Origin of the sequence: Cellulomonas sp. RIT-PI-Y, assembly GCF_025642745.1 — a bacterium.
GTDB lineage: Bacteria > Actinomycetota > Actinomycetes > Actinomycetales > Cellulomonadaceae > Cellulomonas.
Map to the genome: position 1 here is coordinate 20,878 of NZ_JANZKP010000002.1, position 21,673 is coordinate 42,550.

The 21,673-nt window shown below is 71.7% G+C and carries 22 protein-coding genes and 1 tRNA gene; 7 read left to right on the forward strand and 16 right to left on the reverse strand.

The annotated features are described in order from the left end of the window. Positions 1-90: 90 nt before the first annotated feature. Positions 91-1,032: a glycosyltransferase family A protein gene (locus tag OGL89_RS01120; protein WP_263117991.1), complete on the reverse strand. Its 942-nt coding sequence runs from the start codon at positions 1,030-1,032 to the stop codon at positions 91-93. Between the two features lie 334 nt (positions 1,033-1,366). Between OGL89_RS01120 and OGL89_RS01125 the strand changes: the two genes are divergently transcribed. From OGL89_RS01125 to helR, 6 genes are all read left to right on the forward strand, one after another. Beyond that, a complete protein-coding gene (locus tag OGL89_RS01125; protein WP_263117992.1) occupies positions 1,367-4,939 on the forward strand; it encodes an RHS repeat-associated core domain-containing protein in 3,573 nt (1,190 codons plus the stop codon). Positions 4,940-6,255: 1,316 nt separating this feature from the next. Beyond that, a complete protein-coding gene (locus OGL89_RS01130) occupies positions 6,256-6,558 on the forward strand; it encodes a hypothetical protein (RefSeq protein ID WP_263117994.1) in 303 nt (100 codons plus the stop codon). 40 nt (positions 6,559-6,598) lie between these two features. Further along, entirely contained in the window at positions 6,599-6,946 is a 348-nt protein-coding gene (locus OGL89_RS01135) for a hypothetical protein (protein ID WP_263117995.1), read from the forward strand. A 137-nt stretch (positions 6,947-7,083) separates the two neighbouring features. Next, a complete protein-coding gene (locus OGL89_RS01140) occupies positions 7,084-8,511 on the forward strand; it encodes an NAD(P)/FAD-dependent oxidoreductase (RefSeq protein ID WP_263117996.1) in 1,428 nt (475 codons plus the stop codon). A 72-nt stretch (positions 8,512-8,583) separates the two neighbouring features. Continuing rightward, positions 8,584-8,657, forward strand: a tRNA-Leu gene (locus tag OGL89_RS01145). Positions 8,658-8,770: 113 nt separating this feature from the next. Then, entirely contained in the window at positions 8,771-10,876 is a 2,106-nt protein-coding gene (gene helR, locus OGL89_RS01150; protein WP_263117997.1) for an RNA polymerase recycling motor ATPase HelR, read from the forward strand. Here the strand turns inward: helR and OGL89_RS01155 are convergent. The 15 genes from OGL89_RS01155 to OGL89_RS01225 all read right to left on the reverse strand — a co-directional run bounded on the left by OGL89_RS01155 (position 10,867) and on the right by OGL89_RS01225 (position 20,932). Further along, positions 10,867-11,088 carry a hypothetical protein gene (locus OGL89_RS01155; protein ID WP_263117998.1) on the reverse strand — a complete coding sequence of 74 codons (222 nt, stop codon included), beginning with the start codon at positions 11,086-11,088 and terminating at the stop codon, positions 10,867-10,869. The genes helR and OGL89_RS01155 overlap by 10 nt on opposite strands. After that, positions 11,088-11,930, reverse strand: a complete 843-nt coding sequence (locus tag OGL89_RS01160; RefSeq protein WP_263117999.1) for a CHAP domain-containing protein — start codon at positions 11,928-11,930, stop codon at positions 11,088-11,090. The genes OGL89_RS01155 and OGL89_RS01160 overlap by 1 nt, the downstream gene beginning before the upstream one ends. A 162-nt stretch (positions 11,931-12,092) precedes the next feature. After that, entirely contained in the window at positions 12,093-12,497 is a 405-nt protein-coding gene (locus OGL89_RS01165; RefSeq protein ID WP_263118000.1) for a hypothetical protein, read from the reverse strand. A gap of 20 nt (positions 12,498-12,517) precedes the next feature. Then, complete coding sequence (locus OGL89_RS01170; RefSeq protein WP_263118001.1) at positions 12,518-13,492, reverse strand: hypothetical protein; 975 nt, start codon at positions 13,490-13,492, stop codon at positions 12,518-12,520. A 36-nt stretch (positions 13,493-13,528) separates the two neighbouring features. Further along, entirely contained in the window at positions 13,529-14,059 is a 531-nt protein-coding gene (locus OGL89_RS01175; RefSeq protein ID WP_263118002.1) for a hypothetical protein, read from the reverse strand. A 1-nt stretch (position 14,060) separates the two neighbouring features. Beyond that, positions 14,061-15,170 carry a hypothetical protein gene (locus tag OGL89_RS01180; RefSeq protein ID WP_263118004.1) on the reverse strand — a complete coding sequence of 370 codons (1,110 nt, stop codon included), beginning with the start codon at positions 15,168-15,170 and terminating at the stop codon, positions 14,061-14,063. Between the two features lie 2 nt (positions 15,171-15,172). After that, positions 15,173-16,000: a phage tail family protein gene (locus OGL89_RS01185; protein ID WP_263118005.1), complete on the reverse strand. Its 828-nt coding sequence runs from the start codon at positions 15,998-16,000 to the stop codon at positions 15,173-15,175. A gap of 23 nt (positions 16,001-16,023) precedes the next feature. Next, on the reverse strand, positions 16,024-17,946 hold the full coding sequence (locus tag OGL89_RS01190; protein WP_263118006.1) for a hypothetical protein: 1,923 nt from the start codon (positions 17,944-17,946) through the stop codon (positions 16,024-16,026). Between the two features lie 15 nt (positions 17,947-17,961). Next, positions 17,962-18,303 carry a hypothetical protein gene (locus tag OGL89_RS01195; protein WP_263118007.1) on the reverse strand — a complete coding sequence of 114 codons (342 nt, stop codon included), beginning with the start codon at positions 18,301-18,303 and terminating at the stop codon, positions 17,962-17,964. Positions 18,304-18,383: 80 nt separating this feature from the next. Next, positions 18,384-18,731: a hypothetical protein gene (locus OGL89_RS01200; protein ID WP_263118008.1), complete on the reverse strand. Its 348-nt coding sequence runs from the start codon at positions 18,729-18,731 to the stop codon at positions 18,384-18,386. Positions 18,732-18,821: 90 nt separating this feature from the next. Further along, on the reverse strand, positions 18,822-19,451 hold the full coding sequence (locus OGL89_RS01205; protein WP_263118009.1) for a hypothetical protein: 630 nt from the start codon (positions 19,449-19,451) through the stop codon (positions 18,822-18,824). Between the two features lie 116 nt (positions 19,452-19,567). Further along, entirely contained in the window at positions 19,568-19,753 is a 186-nt protein-coding gene (locus OGL89_RS01210; RefSeq protein ID WP_263118010.1) for a hypothetical protein, read from the reverse strand. Beyond that, complete coding sequence (locus tag OGL89_RS01215; protein WP_263118011.1) at positions 19,750-20,400, reverse strand: hypothetical protein; 651 nt, start codon at positions 20,398-20,400, stop codon at positions 19,750-19,752. Before OGL89_RS01215 ends, OGL89_RS01210 begins: the two co-directional genes overlap by 4 nt. A 32-nt stretch (positions 20,401-20,432) precedes the next feature. Further along, positions 20,433-20,696 carry a WhiB family transcriptional regulator gene (locus OGL89_RS01220; RefSeq protein ID WP_263118012.1) on the reverse strand — a complete coding sequence of 88 codons (264 nt, stop codon included), beginning with the start codon at positions 20,694-20,696 and terminating at the stop codon, positions 20,433-20,435. Next, positions 20,693-20,932: a helix-turn-helix transcriptional regulator gene (locus OGL89_RS01225; protein ID WP_263118013.1), complete on the reverse strand. Its 240-nt coding sequence runs from the start codon at positions 20,930-20,932 to the stop codon at positions 20,693-20,695. The genes OGL89_RS01220 and OGL89_RS01225 overlap by 4 nt, the downstream gene beginning before the upstream one ends. Before the next feature lie 261 nt (positions 20,933-21,193). On the opposite strand from OGL89_RS01225, the gene OGL89_RS01230 reads away from it, so the two are divergent. Beyond that, a complete protein-coding gene (locus OGL89_RS01230; RefSeq protein ID WP_263118014.1) occupies positions 21,194-21,646 on the forward strand; it encodes a helix-turn-helix transcriptional regulator in 453 nt (150 codons plus the stop codon). Positions 21,647-21,673: the final 27 nt, after the last annotated feature.

Below are 21,673 nucleotides of genomic sequence, written 5' to 3' on the forward strand. Positions count from 1 at the left end.
CGGCGGATCACCCGGCTCTAGCGGCCGAAGGTGGCACCGATGCGATGCCACCGAAGGATGCAGGCAGCAGGCCGGCGGAGCGTGGCGACCTCAGCGCAGGTGCGCCCGCCGCGCTGCCCATCGCGCCAGCCAGCGCCAGCGTCGACGAGGGGTGGTGGACAGCAGCAGGAGCGCCAGCTGGTCCGCGGTGGACAGCCCGGACCGCGCGACGCCGAACAGCAGGTGATCCAGGTAGTCGGACTCCGGGACGCCCTGGGGGCCGGCACCGCCCAGTCGCAGGGCCGCCGTCGTGGACAGGTAGGGGCCGACCAGCGGCGAGACCGTGGTCGTGGACGCGGGGTGCACCCGGTAGAACAGGTCGCCGCTGTCGATGCGGGGGATCGGGCCGGCGATCCGGGCCACGGTGTAGAGCAGCAGGTAGTCGTCGAGGGCGCGGGCGTGCGGCGCGCATCCGCCCGCGCTGATCGCGAGCGTCCGCTGGTAGAGCACCGACGTGGTCAGCGTCGCGGGCGCCTGGCGCACCCGGTCGAAGGCGATCGAGGTGACGTCCCGGGTGCCGGTGGTGTCCGGGGCGTCCCAGAGCGCCTTCTCCTCGCCCGCTCCGATCCATTCGGCGGCCCAGTCCTCCCGTCCGTCGGCCAGCGCGGCCAGGGCCGACCGGTCCTGTTCCAGGGAGAACGCGCGCTCGGTCGAGGCCACCGCACCGGCGCCGGTGTCCTCGGCGAGCTGGAGCAGGGTGCTCACCCGGGTCCGGTGCCAGAGGTCGTCCTGGTCGACGAATCCGACCCAGCGCCCGCTCGCCTCGGCCAGTCCCCGGTTGCGGGCGACCGCGACCCCGAGATTCGGCTGGCGGATCACCCGGTCCACCACGGGATGGGCGGTCGCGATCCGCGCGGAGTCGTCGGTGGATCCGTCGTCGACCACCAGCACCTGGACGCCGGGATGGTCCTGCGCCTGGAGGGAGTCCAGCGTCGCGCCGAGGTGGGTCGCCCCGTTGTAGGTGGGGACGACGACGGTGACGAGATCGGGCACGCGGACCTCCTGGTCGGGGGAGCCGCGGTGCGGCCGTGGCGGGGGTCGTCCGGCGAGCGCAGCCCCGGCATCCGGGTCGGGGAGCGCTCGCGGATGCTCCTCACGGCACCGTAGGCACCCGGAGTGCCCGATTTGGGTGTTTTGGGAGATTTCACCCGGATGGCTGGCGGAGGGGTCGACCCGGGTGCCGTGAGTGCGCCGGTCGGGTGAACGCTGTCCGTTTCGCCGGTATTGCGGCGCTTGTCACGGTACGCATGTCGCGGCGACCCGGCCCAGGTGCGGCGGGAGCCCGAGCCTGAGGGGGCCTGTGATGCGGGGTCGGTGGCATGCGGTCGTGGCAGTGAGTGTCGGAGCGTTGGTGATCACGGGCGCCCCGGCGATGGCGGCCGGCCCCTCCGATCCGAGCGGCTTGGTGGTCGAACACTCGGCGACGCACACCCCGGCGCTGGTCGCCACGGTCTCGGATCCGGACGGCGGCACGGTGGACGGGCAGTTCTTCGCCCGGCGGTCCGGTGCGGCGACCTGGGACCTGGTCGACGGGACGCGGGTCCCGGTGGTCTCGGGCGGGCAGGCCAGGGTGACGTTGCCGGCGCTGCCCGCGGGTCAGGGCGTGGAGTGGCAGGTCGCCGCGTGCGACGCCACGGCGTGCTCGGCGGTCTCGGCGCTGCAGACGGTGACGGTGCAGCCGTTGCTCGGTGCGGGCGGCCGGAAGAACGCGACGACGGTGTCCTTCCAGCTCGGTGATCGCACCAGCGCGAGTGTGGATGTGGGCACGGGCAACCTGTCGGTGACGACCGCCGGTCTGACCGCCCCGGGTGTGACCGGCGACTTCCCGGTCGATCTGGCGTACAACTCGCTGGCGATCGGCTCGGGTGCGGCCCAGGATCAGGCCGCCTCGCCGACGGGGTGGGGCTGGCTGGTCGGCTCGTCGATGCGGATCACGACCGAGCCCGACGGTTCGGCGGTGCTCTGGTCGGGATCGGGACAGGCCGTGACCTTCCTGGCCGGCGTCGCCGGATTCACCGCGCCGGCTGGGATCACGGCGGATCTGGTCGCCGTGGCCGGGGGAGGCTGGACGCTGACCGACCATGCCTCGCAGCAGAAGTGGACCTTCGGCGCGGACGGCCATGCGACCTCGGTCGCCGACCGGAACGCGAACACCCACACGCTGACCTATGGCGCGGGGCCGGGCCTGCCCACCTCGGTGAGCGCCACCCGCGGTGGCGCGGATCTCGCGGTCGACCTGGGCTACGAGGCCGGGCGGCTGGTGGAACTCGCGCAGGGACCGTCCGGGGAGCGTCGCACGGTCGGCCTGGAGTACGACGCGGCCGGTGACCTGGTCCGGGCCACCGACGCCGTGGGTCGGGAGACGACTTTCACCTATGTCGACCACCTGCTCACCGAGGTCACGGCACCGGGGCGGCCGGCGACCCAGTTCACCTACGACGACCGGGGCCGGGTGATCACGGTCGCGCAGAACTTCGGGGATTCCTGGACCCGGTTCGCTTACACCTCGGACACCGAGACGCTGGTCTCCGACCCCGAGTCCGACGGGCCGGGATCCCCGCAGGCGGGCCCGCACACCACGTACACCCTCACCTCGGACATGCTCGGCCGGGTGGCCAAGACGGTCGACGCCGAGGGCCGTGAGCGGTCGGCCACCTATACGCCGAACATCGACCCGGCCACGCAGGTGCAGGGCTCGGGCACCGGGGCGCAGACCACCAGCTACGGCTACGACGCCAACGACGGGGAGTCGCTGACCGATGTCACCACCCAGGGCGGGGCGGCCACGACGTACGAGTACGCGAACACCGATGCCGCGTCGAAGTACTCGCCGTCGGCGATGACCGACGACGCGGGGAACTCCTCGCTGTACACGTACAACGGGACCGGCAACCAGCTGAGCTCGACCGACGCGCTGGCCGCCGAGGCGACGTTGACCTACAACCCCGACGGGACCGTGGCCACCGCCACCGCCCCGGGCAACACCGGCAACCCGACCAGCTACGGTTACGACGCCGACCACCAGCTGATCTCGATCGCCCCGCCCACCGGCACCACCCTCGGCGTCCGGGAGATGACCTACGACGCCTACGGGCGCCTGGCCACCGCCACCGACGGCGCGGGGGAGACCACGACCTACAGCTACGACGACCTCGATCTGCTGCTCGGCGTGGACTACGCCAGCACCACCCAGCATCCCGACATCGCCTTCGACTACGACGCCGCCGGTCGGCTGAGCTACCGCGAGGACGTCTCGGGCACCACCCTGTACTCCTACGACGGGCTGTCCCGCCTGACCTCCCGGGTGCACTCGATGGACGACGAGACCGTGGAGTACGGGTACGACAAGTCCTCCCGCCTGAAGACCACGACCAGCGACGGCGGCGTCACCGAGTACCTCTACGACGACGCCGGGGTGCAGATCGCCCAGGTCACCCGCCTGAACGGCGACGAGGCCTGGACCCGGTTCGCGATCGACGACAAGGGCCGGCGCACCGACACCTGGATGCGCACGAACGAGGACAACACCGCCTGGGCCGCGCACTCGCACACCGACTACGACGCCGCCGGGCGGGTCAGCGGGATCACGGCCGAGTCGGCGCTGTGGGGCAGCGACATCACGCCGGTCGTCGACATCACCTACTGCCACACCGCGGGAACGGCCGCTCCCGACTGCACCGGGGCACCCGCCGACGACCGCTCGCTGATCCAGTGGCGCCGGGACAACCTCACCGGCCAGGCCGCCGCCTACACCTACGACGCCGCCAACCGGCTCACCGGTGTGAACGTCTCGGCAGGCACCGACCCCGACGGCAACCCGATCCCCGCCGAGGTGTACTCCTACACCTACGACGCGCGCGGCAACCGGTTGACGGCCACCGGCCCCGACGGCACCCAGACCCGCACCTACAACGCCGCCAGCCAGACCACCACCGCGGGCTTCGTCTACGACGGCGCCGGGAACCTGATCGAGGACCCCGAGGCAGGGGAACTCGAGTACACCCCCGGCGGCCAGCTGGCCAGCGTGGACAACGCCGACGGAGTGTCGACCTACGAGTACGCCGGGCTGGGCAACAACGAACTCGTCGGCCAGAAGGACCCCAACGGCGGCTATACCTACCGGTACGCCTACGGGCGCACCAACGCCCAGGGCAAGCCGGTCATCGAGTCCGTGTACCACTCCGGCTCCCGGGTCTACTTGGAGAACGACGCCAACGGCACCCCGCTGCTCATGCGCGGCGCCAGCGGCGACCTCGAGGGCCAGTCGATGTACATCTACGACAACCTCGGTTCCCCGCTGACCATCGTCACCCAGTCCAACACCACCACCGACGCCTGGGCCTACGACCCCTACGGTGTCGCCGAGCTGACCGAGCAGTCCGTCGCGCAGGCCTACACCCCGTTCGCGTTCACCGGCGGGCTCAACGACCGGGTGACCGGGTGGACGCTCAACGGCGCCCGCTACTACGACGCCGGCGAGGGACGCTGGACCCAGATGGACACGTTGGACGCGCCACTGGACCCGTCCAACGCCAACCGGTACGCCTACGCGGCGAACAACCCCGTCAACTACGTCGACCCCACCGGCAGGATCTCCGCATCGGCCGTCCTGAGCGCCGTTGGCTTTACAGCGAGCGTCATCGGACTCGCCGCGACAGGATTGGGTGCACCCCTCGCCGCGGGTGCCGCACTCTCGGCGATCGGTACCGCTGCAGACGTCGGATCCAACCTCGTCGCCGGCAACAAGCGAGGAGCGGTCGTTGCTGGGGTCTTCGGAACAGTTACCGCTGGTTTCGGGGCAGCTGGCCACTTCCTCGGCGTCTCCCGAGCGGCGGCATTGGGAGTCGAATCGGGCTACACTGCTCTTGGAATCGGCGCCGGTATTGCCGCCAACGGCTGAATGGAGAATTTGCCATGACTTCCGCAGCTGGTCGCTGGCCGGTATTGACAATTACTGTCTTCTTGCTTGTTGTCGTCGGTTCATTCTTGTGGTTGTTCATCAAGGGGCGCGGCAAGAAGTAGCGCAGGAAGTTCGGTGGGGTGTCCGTCGCGCAGGCCTACACCCCGTTCGCGTTCACCGGCGGGCTCAACGACCGGGTCACCGGGTGGACCCTCAACGGCGCCCGGTACTACGACGCCGGCGAGGGACGCTGGACACAGATGGACACGTTGGACGCGCCACTGGACCCGTCCAACGCCAACCGGTACGCCTACGCGGCCAACAACCCTGTCAACTTCACCGACCCCACCGGGCTCGCCTCTATCCGCTGCACTGGCGCAGGGATCGCGGGCGGGCTATTGGGAGGGATCGTCGGAGCGGGACTTGGTGCAGCTGCAGGTGTAGGTGGAATCGGCGTCGGAGGGGCTCTCGGTGCCGGGATAGGCGCTGGTTTTGTTGAGGGGGCTTGCTCCAGCACGCGACGAACACGAGGCGGAAGAGCGCTGGACGGGCTCGCAGGAGCAGGATGGGCTCTCATTGGTGCCGGTGCCGCCGCCTCCGGCCCTGCGCTGATGAGCACGAGCTGAGGGACGCCCGCCACCTGTCAGCGGTCTACGGTGCATAGATCCAGCAAGCGCAGAACTGAACGTCAAAGACGAAGACCGACATCCCGACCGCGGACCGCGGAGGTCGCTGTGAGGGCACTTCAGATCATTGTGGGCTTCCTCGTCCTGATCGCTGGCGTCTCGCTGTGCGTCCAGGCGGAGCCCTTGCTCCTACGGATCATCGGGCTGTCTGTGACGAGCGTCGGTGCGTGGAACCTCTCAAGCGGAATACGCCGACAGGTCGAGAACTCCAGCAACAAGCGCTGATGGATCGTTCGGCGGGCGATGGAGCAGCTCTCGCCGGACCGACGATAGTGACCAGTGGCAGATGGACGCCCCCGGATGCTCCCTAGGACCCGTCCAACGCCGACCGGTGCGCCTACGCCACCAACAACCCCGTCAACTACGTCGACCCCACCGGGCAGAGAGCGTCAGGTGCAACGTTGCAGGACTCGCTGCAGGAATCGGGCTGACCGATGGTCCCGGAGGAGCGGTGATAGGCGGATCAGTCGGTTCCACGCTGGCGGCCGGGTTCACGACAGGTGCTTGTTCCAGCACGAAGACGACACCGGGCGGACGCGCCGCTGACGGAGCCGCCGGCGCTCAGTGGGGAGTCAGCGGGTTAATCGCGGGTGCCGCCGGCGCGAGCTTGGTTACGTCATGATGGCTGACATGGAAAACGCAAGATTGGCAATCTCTCGGACCGACGACACCGCCGGTGGTATTCGGCGGGTGCAGGTCCTGGTCGACGGCAGAACGGCCGGCTACGTCCGACCGGGAGAGACCGTCGAGCTTGAGGTCGAGCCGGGCGTCCACGAGGTTCAGACGAAGATGGACTGGACAACCTCGCCTCCGCTGACCATCGATGCTGCTGCCGGGACGACAACGCACCTTCGGACTACTTTTCCATGGTCGGCACTATGGAACATGATCCTGTCTCCTCGTACGACCTTGTTGCTGGAGCAGATCCACTGAGGCACGTGACGCGCCCATGGTGAGGCAGCTTCGTGCGCACGTGACCGAGCAGTCCGTCGCGCAGGCCTACACTCCGTTCGCGTTCCCCGGCGGGCTCAACGACACCCTCGTCGCACCAGCGGACCCCTCCAACGCCAACCGGTACGCCTACGCCGCCCAGCTGGCGCTGCCGGGGGTGCCGGAGGCGTGGACGTTCTACCCGAGCCAGGACCTCGACGGCCGGAACCGGTGGAACGTCTACCCATTGAACGGGGCCCCGGACTCCGCGATCGACTACGGCGGGGATCTGCAGAACGGGAGCTTCCCGCTCGTTGCGGGTGCCGAACTGCAGCAGCCGCCCATTCCGTTCGCCAAGGCGCCCGAGGTCACCCAGCTCACCAGGGACTGAAGTCCTACATTCGCGGGCGTGACGTCGCCCAAGTCGACGGCTCTCGCGCAGGCGGTGGGCAACCCGTAGGACTTTGTGCCCAGAATCACGCAGTCCTGAGTCGACCCGGGCACATCCGCGGAACTACCGTAGAAGGCATGCCTCAGTCCTCTGCGTCCGCGAGCGCCAAGCCGCGCAAGGTGCCCCGCATCCTGATCCTCGGTGGCGGGACGGTCGGGCTCTATTCGGCCCAGCGCCTGCGCCGGCGTCTCGGCCACCGCGAGGCCGCCATCGTGATGGTGGATCCGCGTCCGTACATGACCTACGCGCCGTTCCTGCCGGAGGCCGCCGCGGGGTCGATCGACGCCCGCCACGTCGTCGCGCCGCACGTGCGGGCGCTCAAGGGCGTGGACGTGCTCCAGGGCAAGGTCTCCGAGATCAAGCACGGCGACCGCACGGTGCAGATCACCCCGGAGGAGGGCGACCCGTACTGGGTCACCTACGACCACCTGATCGTCGGCCTGGGCTCGGTCGCCCGCACCCTGCCGATCCCCGGTCTGGCGGAGGAGGCGATCGGCTTCAAGAACGTGGAGGAGGCCATCGCGGTCCGGAACCACGTCCTGGGCCGGATCGACCTGGCGTCCTCCACCTGGGACGCGGACCTGCGCAAGCGGATGCTGACCTTCACCTTCGTCGGCGGCGGCTTCGCCGGGGTCGAGGCGATCGCCGAGGTCGAGGACATGGCCCGCGACGCCGTGCGCCAGTACGCCTCGCTGGAGGAGTCCGACCTGCGCTTCGTGCTGGTCGAGGGTTCGCGCCGCATCCTGCCCGAGGTGTCCGAGGAGCTCGGTGGCTACACCCTGGAGCAGCTGCGCAAGCGCGGCATCGAGGTGTTCCTGTCCACCTTCCTGAACTCCTGCGTCGACGGCCACGTGGTGCTCTCGGACAAGACCGAGTTCGACTCCGAGACCATCGTCTGGACCGCCGGTGTGAAGGCCAACCCGGTGCTGGCCAACTCCGACCTGCCGCTGGACAAGCTGGGCCGCGTCACGGCCCTGGCCACCCTGCAGATCGCCGACGAGACCGGCAACATCGTCCCGGACGCCTACGTCGCCGGTGACTGCGCCGCCGTGCCGGACCTGTACAACCCGGGCGCGTTCTGCCCGCCGAACGCCCAGCACGCGCTGCGCCAGGCCAAGCACCTGGCCGACAACCTCGCGCTGGTGCTCCGCTCCGCGCAGCCGACCGAGTACAAGCACAAGAACGTCGGGGCGGTGGCCTCGCTCGGCATGTACAAGGGCGTCGCCCAGATGTTCGGCAAGATCAAGGTCCGCGGCTTCTTCGCCTGGGTGCTGCACCGCACGTACCACGTGATGGCCATGCCGACCTGGAACCGCAAGATCAACATCATGGCCGGGTGGACCGCCAACCTGCTGTGGCGCCGCGAGGTCGTCCCGCTGGGGTCGATCCACGACCCGCGCGCGGAGTTCCGCGCCGCGTCCGTGCCGCCGAAGCCGAAGGCCGCCCCGGCCGAGGACCACAGCCCGGTCCCCGGCACGGAGGCGAAGGCCCCGGCCAAGGCTTGACCTGCGCTCGAACGCCCCGCACATCCCGGTGATGTGCGGGGCGTCGTCGTGTCTGCGGCAGGATGAGTGCGCGCCCCCGTAGCCCAATCGGCAGAGGCAGTCGGCTTAAACCCGATCCAGTGTGGGTTCGAACCCCACCGGGGGCACCTCCGCCACTACCAAGCTATAGCGCGGCAGGGGTCTTGCGGCAAGGCCCCCCTGCCGGTCCAGACTCTCCGGCCGGACCCGCCACCGTGGCGCGGTCCGACCGGAGGAACCCGTGTCCGCTGTCTTCGACCTGCCCGCCATCCGTGCCGCCAAGTCCGACCCCGCCCTGATCGCCGAGGACCAGCGTCGCCTCGCCGCGATCGAGGACACCCTCACCGGATCGATCGCCGACCTGACCGCGCGGCTGGACGCCGCCCGCCGGGCTCCCGGTGGGCACGGCACCGCGGCCCTGGAACGTGACCAGGAGATCCACCGGCTCAATGCCCGACTGCGGCTGCTGCGGCGGTTCGGGCTGGACCTCTGCCTCGGCCGGATGGTGCCGGCCGACGGTTCCGCTCCGGTGTACATCGGGCGGATCGGGCTCACCGACCCGGACGGTCGGCGGCTGCTGGTCGACTGGCGGTCCGCGGTGGCCGAGCCGTTCTTCGGGGCCACGCACGCCGACCCGATGGGCCTGGCCAGTCGTCGCCGGTACCGCTGGACCGAGGGCCGGATCACCGACTACTGGGACGAGGTCTTCGACGCCGGCCAGTGGGACCACCACGCGGCGCTGGACGACCAGTCGGCGTTCATCGCCAGCCTGGCCGGGTCGCGGTCGGCGCGGATGCGGGACGTGCTCGGGACCATCCAGGCCGATCAGGACGCGATCATCCGCGCAGGCTCTCAGGGGGCGCTGGTGGTGGACGGCGGTCCGGGCACCGGCAAGACGGTGGTCGCCCTGCATCGCACCGCGTATCTGCTGTACGCCGACCCGCGGTGGGGGCATCGACGCGGCGGGGTGCTGTTCGTCGGACCGAGCCGGCCGTATCTGTCCTACGTCGGCGACGTGCTGCCCGGTCTGGGCGAGGAGGGGGTGACCGCCTGCACGCTGCGCGACCTGGTGCCCGAGGGGGCTCGTGCGCTCGAGGAGCTCGACCCGGAGGCGGCCCGGCTCAAGGCGGACGTCCGGATGGTGGCGGCGATCGAGCCGGCGGTGCGGTTCTACGAGCGCCCGCCCGAGGACGGCACCACCGTGCTGGACGACGTCCGGCTCAGCCCCGCCGACTGGGCGGAGGCGATCGACGGTGTCGAACCGGGCACTCCGCACAACGAGGCCCGGGACCAGGTGCGGGATGCGCTGGTCGCCGTCGTCCGGGACCGGGCCGACGTCTCGGTGACCCGGGCGCGGCAGGCACTGCGTCCCGGGTTGGACCGCTGGTGGCCGATCCTCGACCCGCACGACCTGGTGGCCGACCTGTGGGAGGTCCCGGCCTACCTGCGGCTGTGCGCGCCCTGGCTCGACGCGGACCAGCGGGCGGTGCTGCGTCGCGCCGACCCGCGGGCCTGGACGGTGCCGGACCTGCCGCTGCTGGACGCGGCCCGGATGCGGCTCGGCGACCCGGAGCAGTCCGCCCACCAGGAGGCGCGGGACGCCACCGTCGCCACCGAGCGCGCCCGGATGTCCGACGTGATCGACGACCTGATCGCCGCCGACGACTCCACGCTGAGGGTGATGACCATGCTCCGCGACGACGACCTGCGCGACGCCCTGGTCGACGACACCGTGCTGCCGGTCGCCGAACCCGACCGGCTGGCCGGGCCGTTCGCGCACGTGGTGGTGGACGAGGCGCAGGAGCTCACCGACGCCGAGTGGCGGATGCTGCTCTCCCGCTGTCCGTCCCGGAGCCTCACCGTGGTCGGCGATCGGGCCCAGGCCCGGCACGGCTTCGCCGAGTCCTGGGCCGACCGCCTGCACCGGGTGGGGCTCGACCGGGTCGAGGTGGCAGCGTTGACCGTGAACTACCGCACCCCGGCCGAGGTGATGGCCGAGGCCGAGCGGGCGATCCGGGAGGCGGTGCCGGAGGCGAATGTCCCGACCTCGGTGCGGGAGACCGGGCGCCCGGTCCGCCACGGGCCGGCGGCGGGACTGGGCGCGATGGTCGACGAGTGGCTGGCGACGCACGAGGGGACAGCCGCAGTGATCGGCGCCCCCGGGTACCGCTCCACCGACGGCCGGGTCAGCTCACTGTCCCCGGCCCTGGCCAAGGGCCTGGAGTTCGACCTGGTCGTGGTCGTCGACCCCGCACGGTTCGGCGCCGGGGTCGAGGGAGCCGTCGACCGGTACGTGGCGATGACCCGGGCCACCGGTGACCTGGTGCTGCTGGAGACTCAGCCCTGAACCCGGTCCACCGGGCTGACCCTCGACCGCGCCCACAGCGTGGTGACCGCCTCGATCAGCGCGTAGAGCGCGGCGATCACGGCGAGCACCCGGCCCTGCACCTCGGCGGAGACGCCCAGCCCGATCGCGGCGGCCAGCACGAACACCGCCCGAGCCACCGCCTGCACGGCGACGGGCTCCAGCGCCACGATCCGGCGCAGCAGTTCTTTCATCAGTACCTCCCGGAGGCGATCGATGCCCGGTTCAGCGCACGCTGGTGCAGGCGGGTGGTGGTCGGTCCGGCGATCCCGTCGAAGTCGGCGGCGGTCGGGGACTGACCCTGGGTGTTGAACAGCCAGAACTGGCGGACCCGGATGGTGGCGGAGCCCTCGATGCCGTCCACCGCGAGGGCGGTGCCACCGGTCAGGTCCCGGATGTTGCCGGCCGGGACCGCCGAGTTCAGGAACCGCTGGTCCGCCTGGATCAGCGTGGACACCGGCCGCGAGACCACTCCGTCCGCCGGGGTGCCGAGCACCTGCTGCCAGCGCGTGACCGTCGCGGGCCCGCGCACCCCGTCCTCGGCGATCGACGCGCTCACGGTGGGGCCCGGCGAACCGTCGTAGAGGTTCTGCAGGTCGACGTACCCGACGATGGCGGACGAGCGCGCCCGTCGGGCGACCCGGTTCCCGTTGTACTGGGACCCGGCGGTCCCGGCCGAGGTGTTGCCCTCGATCGCGAAGATCCCGGAGCCGGTGCGCGACTCCACGATGCCGGTGTGGCAGACCGCCGGCACGCCCCGGCCCGCGGCGGACACCCCGGGCCACATGTACAGCACCAGGTCCCCTGGCCGGGGGTCGGCGCTCTTCCACCGGCCGCGGGCTCGGGCCCAGCTGACCAGGTTCGGGGTCCAGCCGGTCCACGGGTGCTCCGCCAGTCCGGCCTGGCGCAGCACCCAGGTGGCGAAGTACGCGCACCAGGCACCGCTGCTCACGCCGTGCGCGCGCTGGTACACCGCGCCGCCGACGGTGCCGAGCTGGGAACGGGCGACGGTCAGGACCTGCGCGGCGGTGGTCATGCCTCCTCCTCGGGGGTCCAGTCCGGATCCTGCGGGACCTGCGGCTGGGGGCCGTCGGGGTCGAAGGGCCAGGTGTCGATCGGGGTGCAGCTCATGTCTCCTCCAGACACGGCACGGCCCCGCGCCGGTGAGGACCGGGCGGGGCCGTGCGAGGGTTCGGGGTCAGATGTCGGCGCTGATCTCCGGGGGCGGCGGGGGCAGCTCCTCCGAGGAGTGGCCGAGTGCCCCGGCCCAGGCGATCAGCGTCCGGATGTGGGTGATGGCGCGCCAGTACCGGGTGCGCACCACGTCCACCTCCGCGCGCAGCTGCCGGACCTCGGCCCGCAGGCCGCCGACCTCCGCGCGCAGCGGTTCGATGATGTGCCCGGTGAGGATGCGGACCTGGCGCTCCCAGTGCGCGTCCTTGGTCTCTTCCTCGGTGGCCAGGGCCTGAGCCTCGACCAGACGGGCGTCGGCCTGGTAGCGGCGACGCTGCCACCGGGCACCCGCGACGGCGCCGAGGGAACCGAGCCCCCCGGCGCCGAGCAGCGCGGTGAGCAAGGAGGCCAGGAGGGGGTCGGTGGTCATGACGTCCCTCCTGTGGTGGCTCAGCTGCCGTAGGGCACGGCGATCCAGTTGAAGCGAGCGCTGCCGGCGCCGGCGCCGGCGTAGCGGATGGTGACCGTGCTACCCGTCGACGGCACCAGATTGGCCAGAGCGGTCCCGACGACGTACATCGAGTTCTGGGCTCCCGCGTCGCCGTTCTGGACCAGCACCGTGGACTGGACGGCGAACGGGCCGAAGCTCTGGGTGAAGGACCCGGAGCCAGCGGTCAGGACCCGGGTGAACGTGCCGCCCATGGGACCGACGATCCGCTTGGCCTGCGAGGAGGTGAGAACCGGCTGGACCGACCAGCCGGTGCCGTCGTGCCGCCACATCTGGCCGTTCGCGGTGTTGCTGTCGCCGACGTGCTCCACCCAGAGCGGATTCTCCTTCGAGGCGCCGAGCGTGGAGACCAGGAGGTTCGCCTCCGTGGTCGAGCGCACCCGGATCGGTGCGCTCGCGGCCGCCAGGTAGAGGGCCTCCCAGACCACGCTCGGCGCGGCGCCTGCCGGCGGCACGATGATCCGGGCCAGCAGCAGGGAACGCTCCGGTGCGGTGGGCCGGGCCGGGGTGGCGGCGGGCTCGCCGACCCGGTACTCGATCCGGGCGGTCGGCGTGACCTCGGAGTCGGTCTCCGCGGGGTCGTCGATCACCAGGTACACCTGGTCCCAGCGGGTGTAGACCTGCGACGCCGCGGGGACGGTGCCGGACTCCGGCTCGGCGACGGCCCAGGAGTACGGCCCGGCGGAGGCGGACAGGTGCGGGTCGATCACGCCCGCGCAGGGGTGCACGGTCCAGGTCGAGCCGCTGACCGTCACGGTGTCCGGCGAGGTGCCGGGGCGGACGCCGGAGCGCACGCCGAACGGGCGGTCGGCGGTGGCGCCGGCCAGGAAGGGGGAGACCTGGGCCAGTCGCAGCGACCGGCCGGTGTAGGTGGGGGTGATGCCGTCGGTGGAGTCGAGCGGCCAGGCGTGTGCCATGGGAAAACCTCCTGAGGATGTGGGGGAACGGGTGGGTCAGAGCGGTTCGACCCGCAGGGTGCACGGGCCGAAGGAGACGGCGGCGGCCGGGTCGGTGCGACGGACCCAGGCCTGGGCGACGATCACGCCGCCCTCGGCGGTGCCGGAGCGGTGCAGCGATCCGCCGACGGTGCCGCCGTCGGTGCGCAGCAGGGCGGAGCGAGGCCCCGGATCCGCCACGAGGGGTGCGGTCGGGGAGTCCTCGACGCCCCAGGCCAGCCCGGCGGTCGCGGTGCCGTCGCGGGGATCGATCAGCACCTGGTCGCAGTCGACGGTGACCCGGACGGGGCCGTCGGCCGGCAGCGACAGCACCGGTCCGACGAGTCCGTCGCCGGCGCCCGGATCGACGGAGTCCAGACGCACCTCGGTCGGCAGGGCCGCGAACCGGGCGGTGGTCGCCACCGTGGCGGTCCCGGTCGTGGTGCCCGGTCCCGCCCGCAGGCGTCGCAGCTCGGCGCGCAGGGCGGCGAGCTGCCGGGTGAGATGGTCCTCGCCCGGTGGGTGGTGTGCGGCGATTCCGCCCGGCATGTCAGTCCTCCTCGATCGTGATCAGGGCCTCGGTGTCGGCGAGCACCGGCACCACGGTGGGGGCGGCCGGATCCAGGTCGAGCGTCCAGCCGATGCACCGGGCCACCCCGTCCAGCCCGCGCGGGAAGGACGGCACGCCGGGATCGACGTGGTAGCCGATGTCGTCGCCGAGCGCCCAGTCGACGCCGAGCAGCGGGGCCCGATCCGCCCGGGCGGTCAGGGCCAACGACTGGGCGCCGTCCCGGAGCACGGCCAGGGCCCCGGCGGCCGCCTCGTCCAGCACGGCGGTCGAGGTCGTCCTGCCCGGTGACCACCGGTGCTCCACCGTCGGCCGGTCCGGATCCGGGTGCACCTGGGCGGCGGACTCCGGTCGGGCGCCGCCGGTGGTCGAGCTCGTCCCGGTGGCGATCACCCGGTTCGCGCCCTTGCCGTCGGCCCAGTCCTCGACCAGTTCCAGGGCGGTGAGCACCCCGGGCAGGTCGAGCACCGCGGCCGGGGGCAGTGCGCCGGCGGACGTGCCGATCCGGTCGGCGATCAGCAGTACCGGGACGTAGCGCAGGGCGCCGTCGGTCTCGGCCTCCTTGCTCCAGCCGACGGTGTACTCCAGTCCGCCGGAGGCCGAGGACAGATCGTCGAGAGCGTCCAGCACCGTGGTGTCGGAGTCGTGCGTCCAGCTCCGGGTCCGCGTGGTGCTGCCCGGCCGGGTCTGCACCCGCAGGGCGATGCTGCCGTCCAGCACGGACCGGGTGACCAGGTCCGCGGCCAGCGCGCACTGCTCCCGGGCGGTGTAGCTCAGGGTGCCGAGGTAACGCCGCCCCAGGTACGTCTCCATCGTGCCGAGGGTGATCGTGACCTCGTCCCCGGCGGTCCGGAGCCGTTTGAGCACCAGCCCGCCCCAGACCGGGTCGCCGTCGTCGTCCACCAGCACCAGCGCGGAGCCGAGCGGCGTGGTGGCCCGTTCCCACTCGGTCGGTGCGCCGCTCACCGGCAGGACGCCGTTCGCGGTGCTGTAGTCGGACAGCCGCACGGCCACCGATCCGACCGAGAAGCCCGGCAGGTCGCAGATGATCCGTCCGGTGCGCAGTTCGGTGGCGATCCACTGGTGTCCCATGCTCACTCCCAGGCCGATCGGGTGGTCACGGTCATCCGGGCGCCGGGCCCGGCGGTGGCGGTGCCGAACACCCAGGTGTTCCGGCCCGGCAGGGCCTCGGACCATTCCCGCCGGGTCAGCAGCCGGGAGCGCGAGGCGGTGCCCTGCGCCAGCACCTGGCGGTCGTCCATCTGCACCACCAGGTGCTCGCCCTCGGCCAGGCTGAGCGCCGAGGACAGCGCCACGGTCCGGTCGGTCTGCGCGTGCCGGACCGAGGGCCCGGTCAGCGGACCGTCGAACCGCACCGTCACGGGTGCGGCGATCGTCCCGTCGTTGGTCAGCGACACCTCGCCGCTCGACACGGTCGAGGCGATCGAGAACGGGACGGTGAACGGCACCGCCAGTCCGCCGCTGGAGGAGGCGACCTCGGTGGACCGCTCCTGCTCGGCTCCGTACCAGCGCGGGTCCTCCGCGATCACCTGGGCCGACCAGCTGAACGTCCGGTCGGTGATCCGGGTGATGATCACCTCGCCGTCACGGCGGACCGTGCTGGCCCGCCGGTCCGTCCCGTCCACCAGCACCAGCTCGGTGCGGTCCAGGGTGATCGCCGACTTCAGCCGGTCCCGGCCTGCCGCGGCGGCCTCCGGGTCGTCGCCGTGGATCCAGCCCGAGACGGCGATGCTCCGGCCGCCCAGGAAGGACCCGCCGGTCCACACCCCGTGGCCCAGCGTGCGCTGGGTGGCGGCCAGGGTCGGTGCGGGTGAGCCCGCGGCCCCGTCCAGGTCGCCCAGCACGATGCTGACCCCGGCCTCGTCGTCCCGGCCGCTGATCACCAGATCCCCGATGGTCACGTATTCACGCGAGAGCGGTCGCATCACACCTCCTGCAGCCATTGCCGGCGCGCCACGGCCGCGGCAGCGGCGAGCGGGTCCGGCGTCGTGATGTTGAATGTTGTGCCGGCGCGGTTGGCGTTCCGCCCCCAGGCACGGGTGTCGACGGCCCCGAGCGAGGCCTCGACGGTCGGACTGATCGACGCGGTGAGCCGGCCGAGCGAGCGCTGGACGGCGCCGTACTCCGACTCCAGGCCGTCGACCAGGCCGGTGATGATGAGCTGCCCGGCACCGACCAGCAGGACCTTGTCCCGGCTGACCGGGCCCTTCCAGTCCGGGATCATGTCGGTGAGCCGGCCGAAGGCGTCCCTGACCCGGTCGAACGCCCCGGTCACCCCGCTGATCAGGCCCTCGACGATCTTGATGCCGATCTCTTTCAGCCACTCGCCGGCATCGCCGACGAAGCCCCGGATCCGGTCCGGCAGTCCGGTGAACCAGTCCCGGACGGTCGGCCACACGTCCTCGACGCCCTGCAGGACGCCGCGGATCAGATCGCCACCGGCGGCGAGCATCAGGACCACGCCGGTGGCCAACGAGGTCACCAGCTGCGGCAGCATCCCGATCACGGCCTGGAGCAGCTGCGGCACGACCTGGCCCAGCCCGTCGATCAGCCCGAAGAACATCGTCACCGCTCCGACGATCAGCTGCGGCAGCATGGCGGCCAGTGCCGTCAGCAGGTTCGGCAGCACCACGGTGAGCAGCGTGTCGACCAGGGTCGGCAGCATGTCCGTGAGCCCGGTGACCAGCGCGAGGAACATGTCCATCGCGCCGAGGATCAGCTGGGGCAGCATCGTGACCAACGTGTCCAGCAGGGTCGGCAGCCCGACGGTGAGCAGGGTGTCGATCAGCATCGGCAGGGCGGTGTTCAGCCCGTCGACCAGGGCCTGGAACAGGGAGATCGCCCCGGTGATCAGCTGCGGGAGCATCGTGATCAGGGTGTCGATCAGGCCCGGCAGCACCACGTTCACCAGGGTGTCGATCAGGGTGGGCAGCACGTCGTTCACCAGGGAGTCGATCAGCTGGGGAAGCATCGTGGTCAGCCCGGTGACCAGCGCGGTGAACAGGGTCAGCGCCGATTCCAGGAGCTGCGGCAGCATCGCGCCGAGGGTGGTGATCAGCTGCGGCAGCACGTCGCCGACCAGGGTGTCGATCAGGGTCGGCAGGGTGTCCACCAGCGCGGTGACCAGCCCGTTGAACAGATCGAGCCCGGCGGTGACCAGTCCGGGCAGGGCCCCGATCAGCGTGGTCGCCACCTGCGGCAGGAGGTCCGAGATCGCGGTGAGCAACGCCGGCGCCATCTCGGAGACGGTGCCGGCCAGGGTGTTCACCATCTCGGTCGCCGCGGAGGCCAGCCCGGGCAGCGCGGCGGAGACCGACTCGACCACCTGGGGCAGCACGTCGCCGATCGGGGCCCCGGAGCCCAGTGCGGCGAACTGGTCGCCGACGTTCTTGGCCGCGTCCTCGACCGGTCCGAGCATCCCGACCAGCCCGCCGAGTGCCGCGTCCGCGGCGGGCATCAGCCCGGAGGTCAGGTTGGTGCCGATCCGGCTGAGAGACTCGTCCAGACCCGAGAACGCGTCCCCGAAGGACACGTCGGCGAAGACCTTGCTGCCCAGCGTGGACAACCCGCCCAGCGCCGTCCCGAAGCCCGCCGAGGCGAGGTCGCCCAGCTTCGAGAAGGCCGTTGCGCTCAGCTGTACGGCAGCCTCGGCGGCCTGCGGCACCAGGGTCTGGATCGAGCTGGCCGCCTGCTTCGCCCCGTTCGGGATGTCGTTGAACAGCTTCGTGAAGTGGTCCTTGGCGGAGTTCACCGCCCGGTCGAAGGACCCGGCGACCTCGGCTTCCACCTCCTTCGACACAGTGCGTGGGAAGATGTCTTGGCTGGTGACCGCGGCTTTCTCGCTCACTCCGCCCTCCTTGAGTCAGTGTGACGACGGCGCGTCGTGGCCGTCGTGGTCGGTAGGCCCCGCGGCATCACGGCCGAAGAGCAGGTCGTCGAGCAGGGCACGCTGTGCGTGGTCCTCCTCGGTGAGGGGCCGGAGCGGCCCGGTGGCCGGCGTGGTGCCGGCGGCCCACGGACGGGGCAGGGTCTGCGGCCGGGTGTGCTTGCCGCGGTGGGCGTTGAGGTAGCCCTCGAACAGGTCCACGCCGATCTGCCGGGCGGGGCCGGGCACGTAGGACCAGTCGAGGAGCGACGCCACGGTGTGGGAGTCGGGGTCGCGGAGGATCTGAGAGGTCAGCGCCCACGCCTCGGCCCAGGTCATCTCCCGTCGTAGGAACGCGGAGACGCCCAGGCCGAAGCGGCTGCGCCAGTCGTACTCGAGCGCCGGTCTGTGGTCTCGGATCAGCGCCCAGAGACCGGCTGCGAGGGGTCCAGGCGCGAGTGCTGCGCCCACTGCTCGATCAGGCCGCCGACCCAGGCCAGCGGGGTCTGCTGACGCTTGATCACCTGCCAGATCTTCGGCTGGTCCTCCTGCAGCCAGCTGACGAAGGCGCCGATCACCCGGAACTGGGTGTCGGAGTCCGCGGCCGACTCGGTGCGCAGGGTGAGGACGACCGGGATCAGGCCCAGCGGGATGTCCGCGGACATCAGGGCGGGCAGTTCGAACCGCTCGCCGTCGATCGCGAACCGGAACGGGTCGGCACCGGACACGATGTCGTTGGCGGGGGAGATCTCGAGGTACTCGGTCATGGGGTGCTCCTGGGGTGCTGGCAACGTGGCAACGGGTCCGCCGGGCCGGCTGGTTGCCGTCAGCCGGCCCGGCGGGGTCGGGGCCGGAGCTCAGCCCTCGGGCGTGGTCTCCGGCTGCTCCTGCACGAAGCCCCAGGCCTTGAAGTGGTACGGCGCGTCCGCGGCACCGGCGAAGGTCCGGAAGGTCATCCCGTAGGCGAGCAGCGTGGTGCGGTTGAACGCCATGTCCTCACGGGCGTTGATCTGCACGTTCGGGTAGTGCACGAGCACCAGCGCGTCGTTCTGGTCCAGGCCGACGGTGACGATGTCGTAGCGGCGGGACGCGGCGGCCGAGGTGACCTCCAGCGAGCCGTCGGCGGCGACCTCGGTGTCGAAGTAGGCCTCGGCGTTCTGCGCGTTGGCCTCCAGACCGGAGAAGGTCAGCGTCCAGTAGCCCGGGGCGAACTCGGCGAAGACGCTGTCGCCGTTGTGTGCGGCGATCGTGGTCTCGTCGCCCGGCACCGCGGACAGGGTGAACCCGGCGTCGGAGTAGTAGCCCAGGCGGCCGTCGTCCTCGGTCGGGGTCCAGTTCACGCCGGTCGGCGCGGTGGCGCTGCCCGCCTTCCGGATGAAGATCGCGCCGTTCTTGACCAGGCGGACCAGGTCGGTGTTGTTCGTCTGCATGTACTCGGGGGTGGCCATGGAGGCGTCCTCCTTGATGTGGGTGTGGGTGGGCGACATGCGCCGGGCGCATGTCCGGGTGGACGGATCCGGGTACGACGAAGCCCCGGCCTCGGGAGTCGAGGTCGGGGCTTCGGGGGATCGTCCTGCGGGCAGAGCTCCGCGTGAGATCGACATTACGGGGCGGCGATCCGATCACGCCAATTCTTCTCCGCCCGCCGCACGTCGCCGAGGTGAACCACCCTCCGACCTGCGAAGACGTCGCTGCGGACCTTCCCGCGGCTGGCCCAGACCCGGATGGTGCCGGGCAGCACCCGGACCGCCCGGGCGGCGTCGTCGACCCGTGCCCACTGCTCGCTCACCGGCACATCGCCTCCCACTCGTCCTCGGAGAACACCCGGGCGCAGTCCGGGTCGGAGCACTCCACCCGTACCGGATCGCCCGGGGCCCGGGGCGGGGTGCGGTAGAGCGCGAAGAGTCCGCAGGCGGGGCACGGACGGTCGAGCTGCTGGGCGCGCACCGGCTCGTCCGCGGCGGGGTAGCGGTGCCGCAGCGCGTCGACGGTCTCGCAGACCTCCCGACGGAGCTCGCCGGCCCACTCCTGCCCGGCGCACCAGGGCAGGTACCCGGTCAGCCAGCTCACCGCGTCGCCGGTGCGCCGGGTCGTCCGCGGGTGCTCGTCCGCGACGAGACCGGCCCACGACTCGAGCAGTCCGAGCAGGTCGTCGGCCGCCAGCCAGGGGGCGGGCAGCACGGTCAGGGTGCTGGGGTCGGCGTGCCCGCGGGTGGGCCGGTCGTAGGAGCGGGAGCGTGCGGAGGGCTCCCCGATCTCGCGCAGGTGCGCGAGCAGGGCGGGCACCCGGTCGATCGCCTCGGTGAGCCGGGACCAGCACCAGCCGCACAGGCGGCCGTGCACGGCGGGTCGGGGCAGGCAACCGGCGCAGTCGGTGCCCGGGCAGGTCTCGTGGTGCGCGCCGGTCGTCCGGCAGCCGGTCAGGCACGGGGTCATGGGTCCTCCCAGAGGTCGTGGGTCGTGGGTCGTCACGGGGTGCGCAGTGCGCGCCGTTCGGTCGGGGTCAGTCCGCCGCGCATGCCGTGGTCGGCGCGGCGCTCGGGGTCGAGGGCATCGGCCAGGCAGAGCTCCCGCACCGGGCAGCTCGCGCAGATCCGTCGGGGCAGCTCCCACGCCCCGGGATGCGGAGTGCCACGGTCGTCCGGTTCGAACAGGGCGGGGGAGCGGCCGACGCAGGCGCCGTGGTGCTGCCACGGCTCGTCGTCCTCCCGGGGCTGCAGCTGCGGGTTCATCGGTTGACCGTCGGTCGCGCATCGGGCGACTGCGTGCGCGCGAACAGGGTGCCCGGCACCACGTGCAGCGCCTCCTCGATGCGTGCCCCCACCGGCTCGGAGCATCCGCGACGACTGCCGGTGGTGAGCATGTGGATGAACTGGCGCGAGACGCCGGCGCGGCGGCCGAGGTCGGCCTGGGTGTATCCCCCGGCGTCGAGGTAGCGGGTGAGTTGGCGCGGGTCGCGCAGGTGCATGACGTGCCCCCTGAGGTCGGTACGGCTGAGGGCTCCATTGCACCGCCGCGACCGCCGCCATGTCAATCAGCACAGGACCAGTCGTCGCGCTACGGTTGACGCGCATCGCGCCGATCGGGCACAGTGGGGTTCCGTGCAGCCGATGAGCCCGGTCGCACACTGCTTGACGAGGAATCGTCCGGGGTTGACTACCCTGGGCCCTCGCGCCGTCCGGCCCGGTCCTCTCCCGGTCGCCGGTCGAGTCCCAGGGAAGGAAACCCCATGCACGCGCTACGTCAGTACGTCCAGGGCGAGATGGACCGCCGCGGCTGGAAGCCGGTCGACCTCGCGAAGCGCTCCGGTGTGTCCAAGCAGGTGTTGAGCAATCTGCTCAACGACGACCGGGACGAGCTCCGGATGCTCCCGTCGCGGGAGACCGTCGACGGCCTGGCCGCCGCGCTCTCGGTGGACCGGGACGTGCTGCTCGGCGTGATCGGCGAGGCGATGGGCATCCCGGTCGGCCGCACGGTGGTGGTCTACGACGCGTCCCGGGTCTCCGACGAGGATCTGCTGCACGAGCTCGCGCAGCGGCTCGCCGCCCGGGCGCCGGGCGCCGCTCCGGCTCCCGCGCTGCTGGACGAGCTGGACGCCCGGCGTCGCAAGCCGGTGCCGGAGGTCGGCGCCGCCGCGGCCCGCCGCGGCTCGCTGCACCGGCCGGCCGACACCCAGGAGTGACCGGTTGACCAGCGGTGATGTCGGAGC